Below are 15,770 nucleotides of genomic sequence, written 5' to 3' on the forward strand. Positions count from 1 at the left end.
CGAGCAGCGTGGTCGTGGCGGTCATGCGTCCCCCTTGCGGCGCTGCAGCAGCGCGTAGACGATCGCGAGCACGCCGGCGATCACGGCCATGAGCAGTGAGTAGGCGGATGCCGGGCCACTGCCCGACGGTGAGATCTCGCCCATCATCGAGTTGTAGGTGAGCATCATCGGCGTGAAGTCCTTGCCCATCCACTGGTTCTGGCTCTCGAGCACGACCGGCTCGTTGAACAGCTGGATGGTGCCGATGATCGACAGCAGCACGGCGAGCAGAGCGGCTCCGCGCACCATGGGCACCTTGATCCGGGTGGCGACCTGCCATCCGCTGGCGCCGTCGATGCGGGCGGCCTCGTACAGGTCGCGCGGCACGGCCTGCAGCGCCGACAGGAAGATCAGCATGTTGTACCCGGTGTACGTCCAGGTGGTCATGTTCGCCATCGACAGGAGGATCGTGCTCGGCGCGAGGAAGTTCGTGCCCTCGGGGAGGAACTCGAGGAACGGCGAGACCTGCGGGGTGTACAGGTAGAGCCACATCATCGCGGCGATGACACCGGGAACCGCGTAGGGCAGGAAGAACGAGAGCCGGAAGAGACCGGGCCTGCGGACGATGAACGAGTCCAGCAGCAGGGCGAGGGCGAGGGCGGCGATGATCATCACCGGGATCTGGAAGGCGGCGTACAGCACGACGCGGCCCATGCCCGCCCAGAAGGCGCTGTTGCCGATAGCGAGCGCGAAATTGTCGAACCCGACGAAGGTGTCGACCAGTTCACCGCCGCCGTACAGTCCACCGCCCGAAGGCAGCTGGCCGAAGAACGATGCTCGGATCGAGACGAGGATCGGCACGAGGAAGACGATCGCGAAGAGGATCGCGAACGGGGCGAGGAACATCCACCCCGTGATCCCGTCGCGGCGAATGCCCCTGCCGCGCTTGCCTCGAGTCACGGCGGGAGCCGGCCCCGAAGGCGCTGCTCCCCCGCCGCGCCCTGCGTTGCGGGTATCGGTCACGGCGACCATGTACTTCCTCCTGATTCAGAACGACGGCGGAGAGCATGACAGGTGCTCTCCGCCGTCGGCGTCATACTGTGTGGCAGGCGTCGATCACTCGGCGACCGGCAGGCCCAGGTCCTTCAGCGATGCCACGGCCGTCTTCTGTCCGGTGGCGAAGACGTCGGCGACCGGCACGGATCCGTCAGCGGCGGATGCGGCGATCTCGTTCATCTTCGACATGGTCGAGAAACCGGGGGCGTACGGGAAGTCGGGGTTGAGGTTCTCGGTCGCTGTGGCGAGCTCGGCGAGCACGTCCTGACCGCCGAACTGACGCTCCATCTTCTCAGGGGTCTTGACCGATCCCTTGGCGGCGACGACAAGCCCCTGCGAGGCCAGGTCATCGACCTGCGTGTTGAACCAGGCGTTGAACTTCATCGCCTCGGCCGGGTTCTCGCAGCCCTTGAGCACGGAGACGCCGGAGCCGCCGTCAGGGCCGCTCATCGTGCCGGCGCCGAAGTCCGGCAGCTGGGCGACGCGCCACTGGCCCTCGGCGGGAGTGCCGTCGAGCGAGTCGAGCAGGAAGCCGGCCTCCCAGGCTGCGCCGACGTGGCCGATCAGGCTGCCGTCGTTCAGAGCCGCGGTGAAGCCCTCGCCCCAGCGCTCGGTGGAGAGGGTCTGCTTGTTGTCGATCAGGTTCTGCCAGAAGGCGGACACGCGCTGCGAGCCCTCGCCCTCAACCTCGACGTTCCACTTGTCGCCGGTGCTCGAGAACCAGGTGTCACCCGCTGCGGCGGCCTGAGCCGAGAGCCAGTTGGAGGCCTCGTCGGGCGTGAAGGCGGTGACGAACTTTCCGGCCCCGGCGGCGGTCGCGCTGTCGGCGGTGAGGTCGTCGAGAGTGGCCGGCACGTCGAGGCCGAGCTCGGTGAACGACGCCTCGTTGTAGAAGTAGACCAGGGGACCGGTGTCCTGGGGCAGGCCGACGATGGCGTCGCCGACCTTCATGCCGCTGAAGGCGCCGGCCGAGAAGTCGTCTTCGTACTTCTTCGCTTCGTCGGCGACGTCCTGCAGCAGACCCTTGACGAAGAGCTGCGGCACCTCGGAGTACGAGGTCTGGGCGAGGCAGGGGGCGTTTCCGGCCTTCACGTCGGTCTCGAGCTTGAGGATCATGTCGCTCGCGGCCCCGTCGAACTTGGTCGTCTTGACCTGGATGTCCGGGTTCTCGTCATTCCAGCGCTGCACGATGTCCTTGACGGTGGTCATGTCCTTGCCGTCAGGCAGTCGGTGCATGTAGTCGATCGTGACGGCGTCGCCGGAGGCGTTGCCGCCCTGGCCGGCGTCTGCGCTGCTGCATGCTGCCAGGCCGAAGGCCGATACGGCGCCGACGGCGATGACGGCGGCGGTGCGGATGGTGCGGGACGTGGATGCCATGCTGTGCTCCCCGTTGAGGTCAGATGAGTGGGTAGGGGGCCGTCGTGAACGAGGCCTTACAGCTATTAAAGCGCACGATGTTTGCGCTCACAACCCGAGATCACTCGGAAATATAACGAGTTGAGAAAAGCCGCAGGTAGCGCTACCACTCGCTGACTCCACGCCGCGGGTGCGACGACAGCGGCGCGCCGCTAGAGTGGTGCGACGCTGGGGAGCGGAAGGGACGTTGATGAACCGCTTCTTTCAGCGCGCGGTGGGTCTGGTCGTCATCGTGGTGGTTCTCGCCGCGGCGGGCCTGCTCTGGTGGGGCATCGCCGTCACCGATCCGCCTCAGCTCTGGCATCCCGTGCAGCTGACCCTCTCAGGTGTCTGGCGCCTCTTCTACAGCGCCGAGCTTCCCAACGCGGGCGTGATGGCTGTCGCTCTGGCCCTCGCGCTGCTGTTCGTCGCGTTCGTCGTCGTCAGCGAGCGGGTGGTCGCCAGAAGGTACCGCCGAGCCGGTGCCGACGTGACCGCGCTGCCACTCGCCCCTCGCGTCGTGATGTCGCGCACCCGCGGCGTCTTCGCAGGTGAGGTGACAGTGACCGTGCTGATCCCCGCCCACAACGAGGAGCGCTCGCTGCCGCACACCCTCAGCTCCCTGCAGCAGCAGACGCGCCCGCCGCAGCGCGTCCTCGTCGTTGCGGACAACTGCACCGATAGCACGGTCGAGGTCGCGCGTCAGCATGGCGCCGACGTGTTCGAGACGATCGGCAACACGCACAAGAAGGGCGGCGCGCTCAACCAGGCGCTCGCAGATCTGCTGCCCACTCTGGGCGACAACGACACGGTCATGGTGATGGACGCCGACAGCCAGATCGGTGACGGGTTCCTCGCCGAGGCCGCTCGTCGCTTCACCGACGACCGCGCGCTGATGGCCGTGGGCGGGCTGTTCGAGGGCGAGGACGGGCACGGCCTGCTCGGGCAGTTCCAGCGCAACGAGTACATCCGCTACCAGCGCGAGATCCGTCGTCGCCGCGGACGGGTGTTCGTGCTCACCGGCACGGCCTCGGTGTTCCGCTCGGCGGCGCTGCGCGAGGTCGCTGCCGCACGCGGGCGCCAGCTTCCCGGCACCCCGGGCGAGGTGTACGACACCCTCGCCCTCACCGAGGACAACGAGCTGACGATCGCGATCAAGTCTCTCGGCGGTCTCACCATCTCGCCGACGCAGTGCAGCGTCGTCACCGAGCTCATGCCGACGTGGCGGATGCTCTGGGCCCAGCGCCTGCGGTGGCAGCGCGGTGCGCTCGAGAATCTCGGTGCCTACGGCATCACGCCGCAGACGCTGCGATACTGGGCGCAGCAGATCGGAATCGGCTACGGGGTTCTGGCACTGTTCGCCTACTTCATGTTGCTGCTGATCATGCTGCTGGCGATGGACACCTGGGTGTGGTTCCCGTTCTGGATCGCGATCGGGCTGCTGTTCTCGGCCGAGCGGGTCATCACCGCCTGGAAGGGCGGGTGGCGCGCACGCGTGGTCGCCGCGCTGGTCTTCCCTGAGCTGGTCTACGACAGCTTCCTCAACCTCGCCTTCCTCCGGGGCGTCTTCGAGATCGCCTTCGGGCGCAGCGCCACGTGGAAGCACGTCGACCACAGCCGCACGCCCACGCCGAATGCGTCCGCGGCGGCGAGAGGAGGCCCGTCATGATCCGCACCGGCATCCTGCTGCCCGAATCGATCCTGTACGGCGACTGGTTCGGCGTGTTGGCGACCTTCGTCGCGATCAACACCCTCATCTACGTCGTGCTGGGCCTGATCAAGGTGCTGCCGCAGTGGCAGCGACCCGGGCACTCCGGCGCGAGCCGCAGGTCAGAGACGCGAAGCATCCACCCCGACGCGCCGCTCTAGGTCGTCGAGCATCTCGATGATCCCGTCCACGGGGGTGGGCCGGCCCAGGTGATATCCCTGGGCGAGGTCGACGTCGAGCTCGCGCACGGCATCGAGCTGGGAGCCGTCCTCGACGCCCTCGACGAGCGCGCGAGCGCCGACCTCGTCGGCCGCGTCGAGGATGCTGCGGACGCGCTGCCGGCCGTCGTCGTCCGACAGCGAGCGCCAGAACACCGCGCGGTCGATCTTGACGATGTCGGGACGCAGCTGGCGGATGCGCTCCTCGTCGGCGAAGCCCGTCCCCGCGTCATCGATGAGAAGGAAGCCGCCGAGCTCGTCGACCTGCTGGCGTATCGCCAGGCACTCGTCCGGCTCCGCCCCCTCGAACAGCTCGAGCCCCCACGAGCGGTCGCAGCGGCGCAGCGTCTCGGCCAGCCGCGGGAAGCCCATGGTGCGTCCGGAGACGTTCAGGGTGATGAATCCCTCGGCAGGCAGAACGGAGGCGGCATCGACGGCGCTCTCGATCAGCTGCAGTTCCAGCTGTGCGCGCTGGCCGCGCTTTTCAGCCTCGCTCAGGTGCTCGAGCGGTGAGACGCCGTCGTCGAAGCGGGCGAGCGCCTCGAAGCCGATGACGCGCATGACGCCCACATCGACGATCGGTTGGAAGAACGCGCGCGCGCTCGGCATTTCAGACATACGACTCCGGTCCCTGAGGGACCTTCAGTGTATTCCGCGCCGGCCGGTGCCCACGTGGTATATCGCGCGGTAGCCTGAAACGGGGGGAGGGGCGATCGTCCCGATGGCGAAAGGGGACAGGTCGTGGTGCAGCAGGGGATCCGCGAGGCCGATGCAGCCGAACTGGGCTGGCTGAACGCATCCTGGCTGCGACGGGTGCGCGCACGCACGTCGACTTTCTCGATCGTGACGGCGATCATGTGCGCCTTCTTCTCGTTCCTGATGCTGATCGAGCTGTTCGAGGATGACCTCGCCGTCTTCGAGATCCTGCTGGCGGTGGTGGTGATGGTCGTCGGCGCGGGGGTGGCCGCCGCCGTGCTGCTGTCCGGGCGGCGCCTCGCGCGCAGCGGCGGTCTGATCCTCGTGTTCCTGCATGCCGCGGTGTCGGTCTACTACATCGGCTTCTCCGATGAGCGGCAGAACGCGGTCGCCAGCATTCAGGAGCTGCCGGTGATGGCGATGTACCTCGCCTGGTTCAACGGGGCGCGGATCGGCCGATGGGTCGAGGCCGCCATTCTTCTCTCGGTGAGCGCGGCGATGGTGCTGGGGCCGTTCGGCGGCGTGGCCGTTCCCGGGTCGGCCGCCTCAGGGCTCTTCGGCCCGGCGAACATCTTCGGTCTCGTCGTCATGAGCTGGATCTGTCTCGAGATCGGCTTCTTCGTGCGTCACAGGGTGCGTGTCGAGGCGCAGACCGATCCGCTCACCGGCGCCCTGAACCGTCGCGGTCTGGTGGCTGAGATGAGCACGGTTCTGCGCCGAGCGTCGCGCATCAGGAGGCCGGTGTCGATCGCTGTGATCGATCTCGACGACTTCAAGGCGGTGAACGACGGGAGGGGCCACGACGCGGGCGACGCGGTCTTGACGTCGCTCGTGGCGCAGTGGACCTCGCTCGCCCGGGTGGGGGATCGGATCGCGCGTCTCGGCGGTGACGAATTCGTGATGCTGCTGCCCGACACCTCGTACGCGGGAGCCGTGGCGATGATCGAGCGGATGCATCAGCTGACCCTGCACCCCTGGTCGTGGGGAGTCGTGCAGCTGAAGACCGACGAGCCGCTGGAAGACGCACTTCGCCGGGCCGACGTCGAGATGTACCGCCATAAACGCAGGCAGTGAAAGTCTTCCGGTGCTGCTCAGCCGATTCGGGAATACCCCTGGGGGGTACTTGGTAGTACTCTGGTGAGAGTACCCCTCCGGGGTACCCGCACGAAGGAGGAACGATGAGCACCACCGAATTCCAGGTCACCGGCATGACATGCGGGCACTGCGAGATGTCCGTGCGCGAAGAGGTCCAGAAGCTCGCCGGCGTCGACGGCATCGATGTCAGCGCCCAGACCGGTCGCCTCGTCGTGACCTCGGCAGCCCCCGTCGATGTCGACGCCGTCATCGCGGCCGTCGACGAAGCGGGCTACCGCGCGGTCACCGCCTGAGCCCGTCTCGATCCCAGGGAGCAGATCGTGAGCACCGAGGCGGCGCCGTCAGGCGTCGAGCAGACCCGCGTCGATCTCGACATCGGCGGGATGACCTGCGCATCCTGCGCGATGCGCATCGAGAAGAAGCTCAACAGGCTCGACGGCGTCAGCGCGACCGTCAACTACGCGACCGAGAAGGCGCAGATCGTCGTCGACGGTCCGATCGACACCGCGGCGCTCGTCGCCGAGGTCGAGAACGCCGGGTACTCGGCGGCGGTGCCTGCGCCACCCGCACCCGCGGGTGCGGAGCATCCGGATGCCGAGTCGGCGGCCGACCACGAGCTGCGCTCGCTGCGTCAGCGGCTGATCGGCTCGGTCGTGCTGTCGATCCCGGTCATCCTGCTCGCGATGATCCCCGCGCTGCAGTTCACCTACTGGCAGTGGGCGTCGCTCGCGCTGGCGGCGCCGGTGATCGTGTGGGCCGCCTGGCCGTTCCACCGCGCGGCGTGGGTGAATCTGCGCCACGGCGCCGCCACCATGGACACGCTGATCAGCCTCGGCACGTCGGCCGCGTTCCTGTGGTCGCTGTACGCGCTGTTCCTCGGCACGGCGGGTCACCCGGGCATGACGCACGGCTTCTCGTTCGCGATCACCCGCAGCGACGGTGCCGGCAACATCTACCTCGAGGTCGCCGCGGGCGTGACGATGTTCGTGCTGGCCGGCCGCTACTTCGAGAAGCGCGCCAAGCGTCAGGCGGGAGCCGCGCTGCGCGCGCTGATGGAGCTGGGTGCCAAGGACGTCGCGGCGCTCAGGGACGGCGTCGAGGTGCGCATCCCGATCGGCGAGCTGCGGGTCGGCGACGAGTTCGTCGTGCGACCGGGCGAGAAGATCGCCACCGACGGCGTGGTCGTCTCGGGCACGTCGGCCGTGGATCAGTCGATGATCACCGGCGAAGCCGTGCCCGTCGAGGTGGCGCCGGGAGATGCCCTGACCGGTGCGACGGTGAACGCCGGCGGACGGCTCGTGGTGCGCGCCACACGTGTGGGCGCTGACACGCAGCTCGCCCGAATGGCGCGCCTGGTCGAGCAGGCGCAGGGCGGGAAGGCCGAGGTGCAGCGCCTCGCCGACCGCATCTCCGGGCTGTTCGTGCCGATCGTCATCGCCATCGCGCTCGTCGCGCTGGTCACCTGGCTGGTGCTCGGCTTCCCGGCATCCGCCGCCTTCACCGCCGCCGTCGCGGTGCTCATCATCGCCTGCCCGTGCGCGCTGGGTCTCGCGACGCCCACGGCGCTGCTGGTGGGAACGGGGCGCGGCGCGCAGATGGGCATCCTGATCAAGGGACCGGAGGTGCTCGAGTCGACCCGACGGGTCGACACCGTCGTGCTCGACAAGACCGGAACGGTCACCGAGGGGCACATGTCCGTCGCCGCCGTCGTGCCCGAGCAGGGGGTGGATGCCGATCGGCTGCTGCTGCTCGCGGGAGCCGTCGAGCACGCCAGCGAGCATCCGATCGCCCGAGCCATCGCCGCCGCCGCGTCGGAGATCTCAGATGATCCGGATGCCGCGCGGCGAGCCGCCACGCGACCCGCCGCCGCCGGTCCGGATGCTCTGACGACTCCGACCTCGCGGCGGACGCTGCCGGAGGTTGAATCGTTCCAGAGTCATGACGGGCGGGGTGTCACGGGCGTCGTCGAGGGCCACGCGATGGTGGTCGGACGCCTCTCGCTGCTCGAGGACTGGTCGATCCACCCCTCCGCCCCGCTGCTCGCGGCGAAGGCGGATGCCGAGGCCGCCGGCCAGACGGCCATCCTCGTCGGCCGGGACGGCGCGGCGGCGGGCATGATCGTCGTGGCCGACGAGGTCAAGCAGACGAGCGCCGAGGCGGTGGCGTTGCTCGTGGCGCTCGGGCTGCGCCCGGTGCTGCTGACCGGAGACAACGAGGCCGCGGCGCGGCACATCGCCGCTCACGTCGGCATCGACGAGGTCATCGCCGAGGTGCTGCCGGCCGACAAGGTCGCGGTCGTCTCGCGCCTGCAGAGCGAGGGGCGGGTCGTCGCGATGGTCGGCGACGGCGTGAACGACGCCCCCGCGCTGGCTCAGGCCGATCTGGGCATGGCGATGGGAACCGGCACCGACGTCGCGATCGAGGCATCCGACATCACTCTCGTGCGCGGCGATCTGCGCGCGGCGGCCGATGCGATCCGCCTCTCACGACGCACCCTCGGCATCATCAAAGGCAACCTGTTCTGGGCGTTCGCGTACAACGTCGCCGCGATCCCGCTCGCCGCGCTCGGGCTGCTGAACCCGATGCTCGCGGGTGCGGCGATGGCGTTCTCAAGCGTGTTCGTCGTGGGCAACAGCCTGCGGCTGCGCGCGTTCCGCTGAGATCCGCGGGGCGCAGAGCGGGGTGGGCCGCCAGCAGCGACCCACCCCGCTTCATGCTCAGAGCGTGTCGAGCATCGAGCGCATCTCGTCGATCTCGGCCGTCAGGTCGTCGATCATCCGTTGGGCGAACTCGAGGGCGTCGGCGTCCTTTCCAGTCGACAGCTCCTGTTGGGTCATCTCGACGGCGCCTTCGTGGTGCATGATCATCTGCTCGAGGAACAGTCGCGAGGCTGCGGCCCCGTCGGCCGCAGCCAGAGCGTCCATGTCGTCCTCCGACATCATGCCGCCATCATGGTGCATGCCGTCCATGCCGGGATCCTGGCCCCAGTCGGACAGCCAATCCCGCATGGTCTCGATCTCGGGCTGCTGAGCAGCCTTGATCCGCTTCGCCAGATCGGCGACTTCGGGGTCGATCCCTTCCTTCTCGAGCAGCACGTCGGACATCTCGATCGCCTGCTCATGATGAGCGATCATGTTCATCGCGAAGTCGACGTCCGCCTGTGCGGCGGCGGACGCGCTCTGCGGCGCGCTCGACGGGACGTTCTCCGAGCCGCCGCCCGGGGCGGTGCATCCGGTGAGCGTCAGGGCGGTGGCGACGGCGAGTGCGCCGAGGGTGCGTGTGCGGTTTCGCATCAGGTCGTTCCTTTGTGATCAGTCGTTGGGGGTGATCGGCGAGCATCGACGGTTGTGCCGATGCGAGTCCGGCGCGAGGCCGGCGACGAGCGCTCAGGTTCGACTGATGCAGAGAGCGATGTGCGAGGGCGGGCGAGACGGGGCTGCGCGCGTCAAGGATGCGCGGCCGCCGGGCATCCGGTGCAGGCGCGGACTCAGGCCGAGAGAGCTCGAGGGCGGAGCGATCAGGGCGACAGCGGCCAGCAGGGCGAGCACGCAGACCATCAGCATGTCGGATGACAGGGGCGGTCCTGACGCCTCTGCTGCCGAGGTCTCGTACGAGGCGAGGGCAGGGGCACTGGCGGAGTCGTGCGGCGAGACCCCGGATGCATGGGCGGGGCTCATCATGCCGGGGCCGTGGCCCATCGCGTCGCCACTGAGGGTGTGCATGCCGAGCAGGCCGAACACGATCCCGAGCACGACGGTCAGCGCCAAGCGGTGGCTGCGATGCGGCATCCTGAGCCTCCGTCCGATTCCGTGCGCCTTATCGGGAATACCCCTGGGGGGTATCTTAGTTGATGTCCGCAGAAGCCGGCCAGCCCGGCCCGAGGCGAGGAGACCCGATGAACCGGCACGCGAACCATGGTGACGCACGCGGTAGCGCAGCAACCCGTGAGGCCCGCGCCCACGGCGCACACGGAACGCAGGAGTTCGCACGAAACGCAGGAGCAACTGGGCCAGAAGCTCCTGCGATCCGAGAGGACTCCTCCGAATCGGGCGGCCACGCCGGGCACGGTGACCACGGCAGCCACAGCGACCACGTCGGGCAGTTCCGCCGGCTGTTCTGGATCAACCTGCTGATCGCGATCCCCGTGGTCGCGACGAGCGGCATGTTCGCGATGATCATCGGCTACGAGGTGCCGGGGTGGGCGCGCTGGATCGCCCCGCTGCTGGGCACGGTGATGTACGTCTGGGGCGGCCGCCCGTTCCTCACCGGAGCCGTCGCCGAGCTCAGGAGCCGCGCGCCGGGCATGATGCTGCTGATCGGCCTGGCGATCACGGTCGCGTTCCTCGCTTCGTGGGGTGCGAGTCTCGGCATCCTGCACCACGAACTCGAGTTCTGGTGGGAGCTGGCGCTGCTGATCGTCATCATGCTGCTGGGCCACTGGCTCGAGATGCGCTCGCTCGCGCAGACCACCTCGGCGCTCGACTCGCTCGCAGCTCTCCTGCCCGATGAGGCCGAGCGCGTCGACGGCGACGAGGTCACCACGGTCGATCCGGCCGACCTGCGCATCGGCGACGTGGTCATCGTGCGCCCCGGAGGCAGCGTGCCGGCCGACGGTGAGATCATCGACGGCCGCGCCAGCATGGACGAGTCGATGCTCACCGGCGAGTCCCGCACGGTCGGCCGCGGGGTCGGCGACCGCGTCACCGCCGGCACGGTCGCCACCGACTCGGGACTCCGCGTCGTGGTCGACGCCATCGGCGACGACACCGCGCTCGCCGGCATCCGCAAGCTCGTCGCCGACGCACAGGCGTCGAGCTCTCGGGCGCAGCGCCTCGCCGACCGCGCCGCCGCCTGGCTGTTCTGGTTCGCGCTGGGCGCAGCCGCGATCACCGCGGTGGTCTGGACCCTGTTCGGGATGCCCGACGAGGCGGTCGTCCGCACCATCACCGTGCTCGTGATCGCCTGCCCGCACGCCCTGGGGCTCGCGATCCCGCTGGTCGTCTCGATCGCGACCGAGCGCGCAGCGCGCACCGGCGTGCTCGTGAAGGACCGCCTCGCGCTCGAGAGCATGCGCACCGTCGACACGGTGCTGTTCGACAAGACCGGAACCCTCACCAAGGGCGAGCCGACCGTCACCGCCGTCGCCCCCGCCGACGGCTGGGACGCCGACGCCGTGCTGGCGCTCGCCGCGGCCGCCGAGGCCGACAGCGAGCACCCGCTGGCCAGGGCGATCGTCCGAGCGGCATCCGCCCTTCGACGAGCTCAGGGACCCACCGATGTGCTGACGGCGACCGGCTTCCGCTCGTCGCCCGCCGTCGGCGTCACCGCGACGGTCGACGGCGCCGAGATCCGCGTCGGTGGACCGCACCTGCTCACCGAGGGCGGTGTCGACGAGGTGCCGGATGCCGACCGTTGGCGATCCGAAGGGGCGATCATCCTGCACGTGCTGCGCGACGGGCAGGTCATCGGCGGGCTGAAGCTGGCCGACGAGATCCGTGCCGAGTCGCGGCAGGCCGTCGACGCGCTGCACAGGCGGGGCCTGCAGGTCGTGATGATCACCGGCGATGCCGAGGCCGTGGCGCACGCGGTGGCCGACGAACTGCGGATCGACCGGGTCTTCGCCGGGGTGCGCCCAGAGGACAAGTCGGCCAAGGTCGCCGCGCTGCAGACAGAGGGCAGGACGGTGGCGATGGTCGGCGACGGCGTGAACGACGCGCCCGCCCTCGCACAGGCCGATGTCGGCATAGCGATCGGCGCCGGCACGGATGTGGCGATCGCGTCGGCCGGGGTGATCCTGGCATCCGACGACCCGCGCTCGGTCGTCTCGGTGATCGAGCTGTCGCGGGCCAGCTACCGCAAGATGGCGCAGAACCTGTGGTGGGCGGCCGGGTACAACCTGATCTCGGTGCCACTCGCGGCCGGCGTGCTCGCGCCGATCGGATTCGTGCTGCCGATGTCGGTGGGCGCCGTGCTGATGAGCCTGTCGACCATCGTCGTGGCGCTCAACGCGCAGGCGCTGCGCGGGCTCGACCTGCGCCCCGAAGCCGTCCTCGACCGCTGACAGGCCGACGGGCGGACGGACCGACGGGCGGACGGACCGACGGGCGCGGGTCGGGGCATCAGCGCTCGACGGGCCACTCCTCGGCGAGCAGCGCGTAGTTCAGCCCGTCCATCCACTCGCCCGAGCGATGCAGCCCGGTCTTGCGGCTGCTCTCCTCACGACGCATCCCGAGGCGCTCCATCAGCCGCCACGACGGCTCGTTGGCGGCGAAGCAGCCCGCGTGCACGCGGCGCAGGCCCAGCGTGGTGAAGCACAGATCGATCACCGCGCGCACCGCCTCTGCGGCGTAGCCCTGCCCGGTGTACTCGGGTGCGAGCGCCCAGCCCAGCTCGGCCTGAGTCCCCGCCGCCTGCGCGGCGACCTCGGCCTGCGCCCAGGCATCCTCGATGCGGATCATCAGATCGCCGATGATGGGCCGCGCGCCCGTCTCGGCATCCGGCCGGACGATCACGAAGGTCATCGCCCGCCGGTTCTGCTCGGAGTAGGTCTCGTGGAAGGCCTCGCGAGTCGCCGGGGCCCGCCCCAGCCACCGGTTGACCTCCGGAAGACGCCGGATCGCCCACATCGCGTCGAGATCGTCGAGGGCGAGCGGTCGGACCTCGAGCCGCTCGGTGCGCAACGGCCAGGCGACGTCGTTCACAGTGGGCATGTAGGCAGCGTAATCCCGGGATCGCCCGCTCAGCCGGCGTCGGGGGGTCCGGCCGGCCGCTGCGCGCGACGGCCGCCCGGCGACGATCCGTACAGTGCCACCGGGCGCCCGGCGCGCTCCTGCCCCGGCACCGGACGCGACCGGCGCCCGTAGATCAGCTCCGACGAGTCGAGCAGCCATGGCACGAGCGTGATCGTCACGCCGTGCACGAGCATCAGCTGCGAGGCGATGCGGCGCGCCCGGCGGTTGTGCAACAGGCCCTCCCACCAGTGCCCGACGATGTACTGCGGCAGATAGACCGTGACGACCGACGGTCCGTGCTTCTCGCGGTACTGCCGGATGAACTGCTCGACGGGCTGCGCGAAGGTGCGGTACGGCGACTCGAGGATCACCAGCGGAACCGGGATGCCGTGCTGCCCCCACTCGCGCTGCAGCACCTTCCCGTCCTCCGGCGTCAGCGCGATGTGCACGGCGATGGTCTTGTCGTGCTGTGCGGCGATCGCGTAGTCGAGTGCCTTGATCACCGGCTTCTGCAGGCGGCTGACGAGCACGATGGCGACGTCGCCCTGTGAGCCGAAGTGCGTCGTGTCGTCGATGGTGATCTCGTGCTCGACGTCACGGTAGTACCGCTTCACGCCCAGCATCAGCAGGGCCAGCAGCGGGATCGCGAAGAACACCATCCACGCGCCGTGCGTGAACTTCGTGATCGTCACGATCACGAGCACCGTGATGGTCATGGTCGCACCGAGCGAGTTGATCACCAGCCCCACATGGGCCGAGCGCCGCTCGGCGGCGACCTCCGACAGTCGTGGATGCGCGGTCTCGCGCAGCATCCGGCGCCAGTGCCGCACCATGCCGATCTGACCCAGCGAGAACGACACGAAGACGCCGATGATGTACAGCTGGATCAGCGCCGTGAGGTTCGCCTGGAATGCCACGAGCACCGCGACGGCGCCGATGCCGAGCAGGATCATCCCGTTCGAGAACACCAGCCGGTCGCCGCGGGTGTTCAGTGCCTTCGGCGCGTAGCCGTCGCGGGCGAGCACCGCACCCAGCAGGGGGAAGCCGTTGAAGGCGGTGTTGGCGGCCAGCAGCAGCACGCAGGCCGTGGCCGCCTGGACGACGAAGAACAGGATGCTGCCGCTGCCGAACGTCGCCGTGGCGATCTGCGCCATCAGGCTCGGCTGCGGGCCCGAGCAGTCGAAGCCCTGCAGATCGCATGGGTTCTCGGCGTAGCGCACACCCGCGATCAGCGCCATCGCGGTGAGCCCGGCGAACAGCAGCGCCGCGACCCCGCCCATCATCGTGAGGGTGACCTGCGCGTTGCGGATCTTCGGACTGCGGAACGCCTGCACACCGTTCGACACGGCCTCGACGCCGGTCAGGGCCGAGCATCCGCTCGAGAACGCGCGCAGCACGAGCAGCACGATCGCCGCCTGCGAGATGCTCTCGGCCTCGACGGTGTAGCCGGCGCTCGCCGCGACGGGCGCGTCGCCCAGCAGGGTGCGGATGAGCCCGGTGGCGATCATCAGCACGACCGAGCCGATGAAGACGTAGGTCGGGATGGCGAACACGGTCGACGCCTCGCGCACCCCGCGCAGGTTGACGATCACGATGAGGATGACGAAGCCGACGGCCAGCTCGACCCGCAGCGGGTTGAGCTGCGGCACGGCGGAGATGATGTTGTCGACGCCGGATGCGATCGACACGGCAACGGTGAGCACGTAGTCGACGAGCAGGGCGGCGGCCACCACGACGCCCGGGACCTCGCCGAGGTTCGTCGACGCGACCTCGTAGTCGCCGCCTCCCGACGGGTACGCCTTGATCAGCTGACGGTAGCTGAGCACCACGACGATCAGCAGCAGCACGACGGCGGCCGCCACCCAGGGGCTGAGGGTCAGGAACGACACCCCGCCGATGAGCATGATCATCAGCATCTCCTGCGGCCCGTAGGCCACCGAGCTCAGCGCGTCGGATGCGAAGATCGGCAGCGCCATGCGCTTGGGGAGCAGCTGATCGTCGACCTGCTGCGTGGTGAGGGGTTCGCCGAGGAGGATGCGCTTCGCGAGCTGCGGGGCGTCCGCGTTCTCACGCATTTCGTTTGCCACGAGCGGCGACACTACGCCTGCCGCCCGCACTGCGCAACAACGATGCGCGGGGCGAATCCGGTCAGGCGCCGGAGGCGTCGCGCAGGTAGTCGCCGAGGCTACCAAGGCGCGGGCGCGATGAGGGGTCCTCGACGGCGGCGGCGCCGACCGCGTTGGCCGCGTGCAGGGCATCCTCGTGGCTCAGCCCGGAGCGCAGCGCGATCGTCAGGGCGGCGCAGAACGCGTCGCCGGCGCCCACGGTGTTCACGGGACGGACGCGCTTCGCCGGGGCGAACGCCAGACGCTCACCGCGCGCGAACAGCGCCGAGCCCTCGGCACCGTACGTGACCGCGACGAGGGCGGCGTCGGCGAGCTCGGGGATGAGCGCGTACTCGGTCTCGTTGACGATGACGAGGTCGGCTCGGCGCAGCAGCTCGTCGGGCAGCGGCATCGCCGGGGCGGCGTTGAGCACGAAGAATCCGCGGCAGCGGCGCGCGAGTTCGGTCACGGTGTCGATCGAGATCTCCAGCTGTGCCATCACCGTCTCGTCGGCGGTGAACTCGACGCCGTCGAGGGTGACGTCGGCGTTCGCGCCCTCGCACACCGAGATCTGGTTCTCACCCTGGGCATCGACCATGATCAGCGCCGTGCCGGTCTCGCGTTCGGCGGTGATCACACCCGTGACGTCGACCCCGGCATCCGCCAGCGCTCGCCGCATCTCGTCGCCGGAGACGTCGGCGCCCACCGCTCCGATCATCCGCGTGCGCGCGCCGAGACGGGCGGCGGCGGCCGCCTGATTGGCGCCCTTGCCGCCGGCGTCGCGTGT

General features: G+C 69.4%; 14 protein-coding genes. 6 read left to right on the forward strand and 8 right to left on the reverse strand.

Annotated elements, in window-relative coordinates; genetic code table 11:
- Positions 1-21: 21 nt before the first annotated feature.
- Positions 22-1,011, reverse strand: a complete 990-nt coding sequence (locus tag RT309_RS02070) for a sugar ABC transporter permease (RefSeq protein WP_313354879.1) — start codon at positions 1,009-1,011, stop codon at positions 22-24.
- 84 nt (positions 1,012-1,095) lie between these two features.
- Positions 1,096-2,412: an extracellular solute-binding protein gene (locus RT309_RS02075; RefSeq protein WP_313354880.1), complete on the reverse strand. Its 1,317-nt coding sequence runs from the start codon at positions 2,410-2,412 to the stop codon at positions 1,096-1,098.
- A gap of 229 nt (positions 2,413-2,641) precedes the next feature.
- Here RT309_RS02075 and RT309_RS02080 point away from each other — a divergent pair, with 229 nt between their 5' ends.
- Together RT309_RS02080 and RT309_RS02085 are read left to right on the forward strand one after the other, a co-directional pair.
- Positions 2,642-4,099, forward strand: coding sequence for a glycosyltransferase family 2 protein (locus RT309_RS02080; protein ID WP_313354882.1), 1,458 nt, complete (start codon positions 2,642-2,644; stop codon positions 4,097-4,099).
- Positions 4,096-4,299, forward strand: coding sequence for a hypothetical protein (locus RT309_RS02085; protein ID WP_313354883.1), 204 nt, complete (start codon positions 4,096-4,098; stop codon positions 4,297-4,299). The genes RT309_RS02080 and RT309_RS02085 overlap by 4 nt, the downstream gene beginning before the upstream one ends.
- Here RT309_RS02085 and RT309_RS02090 read toward each other — a convergent pair.
- Entirely contained in the window at positions 4,261-4,965 is a 705-nt protein-coding gene (locus RT309_RS02090) for an EAL domain-containing protein (RefSeq protein ID WP_313354885.1), read from the reverse strand. The two genes, RT309_RS02085 and RT309_RS02090, sit on opposite strands and share 39 nt — an antisense overlap.
- A 132-nt stretch (positions 4,966-5,097) precedes the next feature.
- Here RT309_RS02090 and RT309_RS02095 point away from each other — a divergent pair, with 132 nt between their 5' ends.
- From RT309_RS02095 to RT309_RS02105, 3 genes are all read left to right on the forward strand, one after another.
- On the forward strand, positions 5,098-6,126 hold the full coding sequence (locus RT309_RS02095; RefSeq protein ID WP_313354886.1) for a GGDEF domain-containing protein: 1,029 nt from the start codon (positions 5,098-5,100) through the stop codon (positions 6,124-6,126).
- A 104-nt stretch (positions 6,127-6,230) separates the two neighbouring features.
- Entirely contained in the window at positions 6,231-6,440 is a 210-nt protein-coding gene (locus RT309_RS02100) for a heavy-metal-associated domain-containing protein (RefSeq protein WP_313354888.1), read from the forward strand.
- A gap of 90 nt (positions 6,441-6,530) precedes the next feature.
- Positions 6,531-8,807 carry a heavy metal translocating P-type ATPase gene (locus RT309_RS02105; RefSeq protein WP_396654399.1) on the forward strand — a complete coding sequence of 759 codons (2,277 nt, stop codon included), beginning with the start codon at positions 6,531-6,533 and terminating at the stop codon, positions 8,805-8,807.
- A gap of 57 nt (positions 8,808-8,864) precedes the next feature.
- On the opposite strand, the gene RT309_RS02110 is transcribed toward RT309_RS02105, so the two are convergent.
- Both RT309_RS02110 and RT309_RS02115 read right to left on the reverse strand, forming a co-directional pair.
- On the reverse strand, positions 8,865-9,440 hold the full coding sequence (locus tag RT309_RS02110; RefSeq protein ID WP_313354892.1) for a DUF305 domain-containing protein: 576 nt from the start codon (positions 9,438-9,440) through the stop codon (positions 8,865-8,867).
- Positions 9,441-9,533: 93 nt separating this feature from the next.
- Complete coding sequence (locus tag RT309_RS02115; RefSeq protein ID WP_313354894.1) at positions 9,534-9,935, reverse strand: DUF6153 family protein; 402 nt, start codon at positions 9,933-9,935, stop codon at positions 9,534-9,536.
- A 107-nt stretch (positions 9,936-10,042) separates the two neighbouring features.
- On the opposite strand from RT309_RS02115, the gene RT309_RS02120 reads away from it, so the two are divergent.
- Complete coding sequence (locus RT309_RS02120; RefSeq protein ID WP_313354895.1) at positions 10,043-12,208, forward strand: heavy metal translocating P-type ATPase; 2,166 nt, start codon at positions 10,043-10,045, stop codon at positions 12,206-12,208.
- Positions 12,209-12,266: 58 nt separating this feature from the next.
- On the opposite strand, the gene RT309_RS02125 is transcribed toward RT309_RS02120, so the two are convergent.
- The 3 genes from RT309_RS02125 to RT309_RS02135 all read right to left on the reverse strand — a co-directional run.
- Positions 12,267-12,857 carry a GNAT family protein gene (locus RT309_RS02125; RefSeq protein ID WP_313354896.1) on the reverse strand — a complete coding sequence of 197 codons (591 nt, stop codon included), beginning with the start codon at positions 12,855-12,857 and terminating at the stop codon, positions 12,267-12,269.
- 29 nt (positions 12,858-12,886) lie between these two features.
- A complete protein-coding gene (locus RT309_RS02130; RefSeq protein WP_313354902.1) occupies positions 12,887-14,953 on the reverse strand; it encodes an APC family permease in 2,067 nt (688 codons plus the stop codon).
- Positions 14,954-15,026: 73 nt separating this feature from the next.
- The coding region (locus RT309_RS02135) for a PfkB family carbohydrate kinase (protein WP_313354898.1) at positions 15,027-15,770 on the reverse strand (744 nt) is incomplete at its 5' end.

The organism is Microbacterium sp. (assembly GCF_032084865.1).
Taxonomy (GTDB): Bacteria; Actinomycetota; Actinomycetes; order Actinomycetales; family Microbacteriaceae; genus Microbacterium.

Bases quoted from the DNA above. Each gene is read 5' to 3' on its own strand.
- RT309_RS02115 (WP_313354894.1), bottom strand. From the start codon at position 9,935: ATGCCGCATCGCAGCCACCGCTTGGCGCTGACCGTCGTGCTCGGGATC.
- RT309_RS02080 (WP_313354882.1), top strand. From the start codon at position 2,642: ATGAACCGCTTCTTTCAGCGCGCGGTGGGTCTGGTCGTCATCGTGGTG.
- RT309_RS02085 (WP_313354883.1), top strand. From the start codon at position 4,096: ATGATCCGCACCGGCATCCTGCTGCCCGAATCGATCCTGTACGGCGAC.
- RT309_RS02130 (WP_313354902.1), bottom strand. From the start codon at position 14,953: ATGCGTGAGAACGCGGACGCCCCGCAGCTCGCGAAGCGCATCCTCCTC.
- RT309_RS02090 (WP_313354885.1), bottom strand. From the start codon at position 4,965: ATGCCGAGCGCGCGCGCGTTCTTCCAACCGATCGTCGATGTGGGCGTC.
- RT309_RS02100 (WP_313354888.1), top strand. From the start codon at position 6,231: ATGAGCACCACCGAATTCCAGGTCACCGGCATGACATGCGGGCACTGC.
- RT309_RS02070 (WP_313354879.1), bottom strand. From the start codon at position 1,011: ATGGTCGCCGTGACCGATACCCGCAACGCAGGGCGCGGCGGGGGAGCA.
- RT309_RS02120 (WP_313354895.1), top strand. From the start codon at position 10,043: ATGAACCGGCACGCGAACCATGGTGACGCACGCGGTAGCGCAGCAACC.
- RT309_RS02125 (WP_313354896.1), bottom strand. From the start codon at position 12,857: ATGCCCACTGTGAACGACGTCGCCTGGCCGTTGCGCACCGAGCGGCTC.
- RT309_RS02105 (WP_396654399.1), top strand. From the start codon at position 6,531: ATGACCTGCGCATCCTGCGCGATGCGCATCGAGAAGAAGCTCAACAGG.
- RT309_RS02075 (WP_313354880.1), bottom strand. From the start codon at position 2,412: ATGGCATCCACGTCCCGCACCATCCGCACCGCCGCCGTCATCGCCGTC.
- RT309_RS02110 (WP_313354892.1), bottom strand. From the start codon at position 9,440: ATGCGAAACCGCACACGCACCCTCGGCGCACTCGCCGTCGCCACCGCC.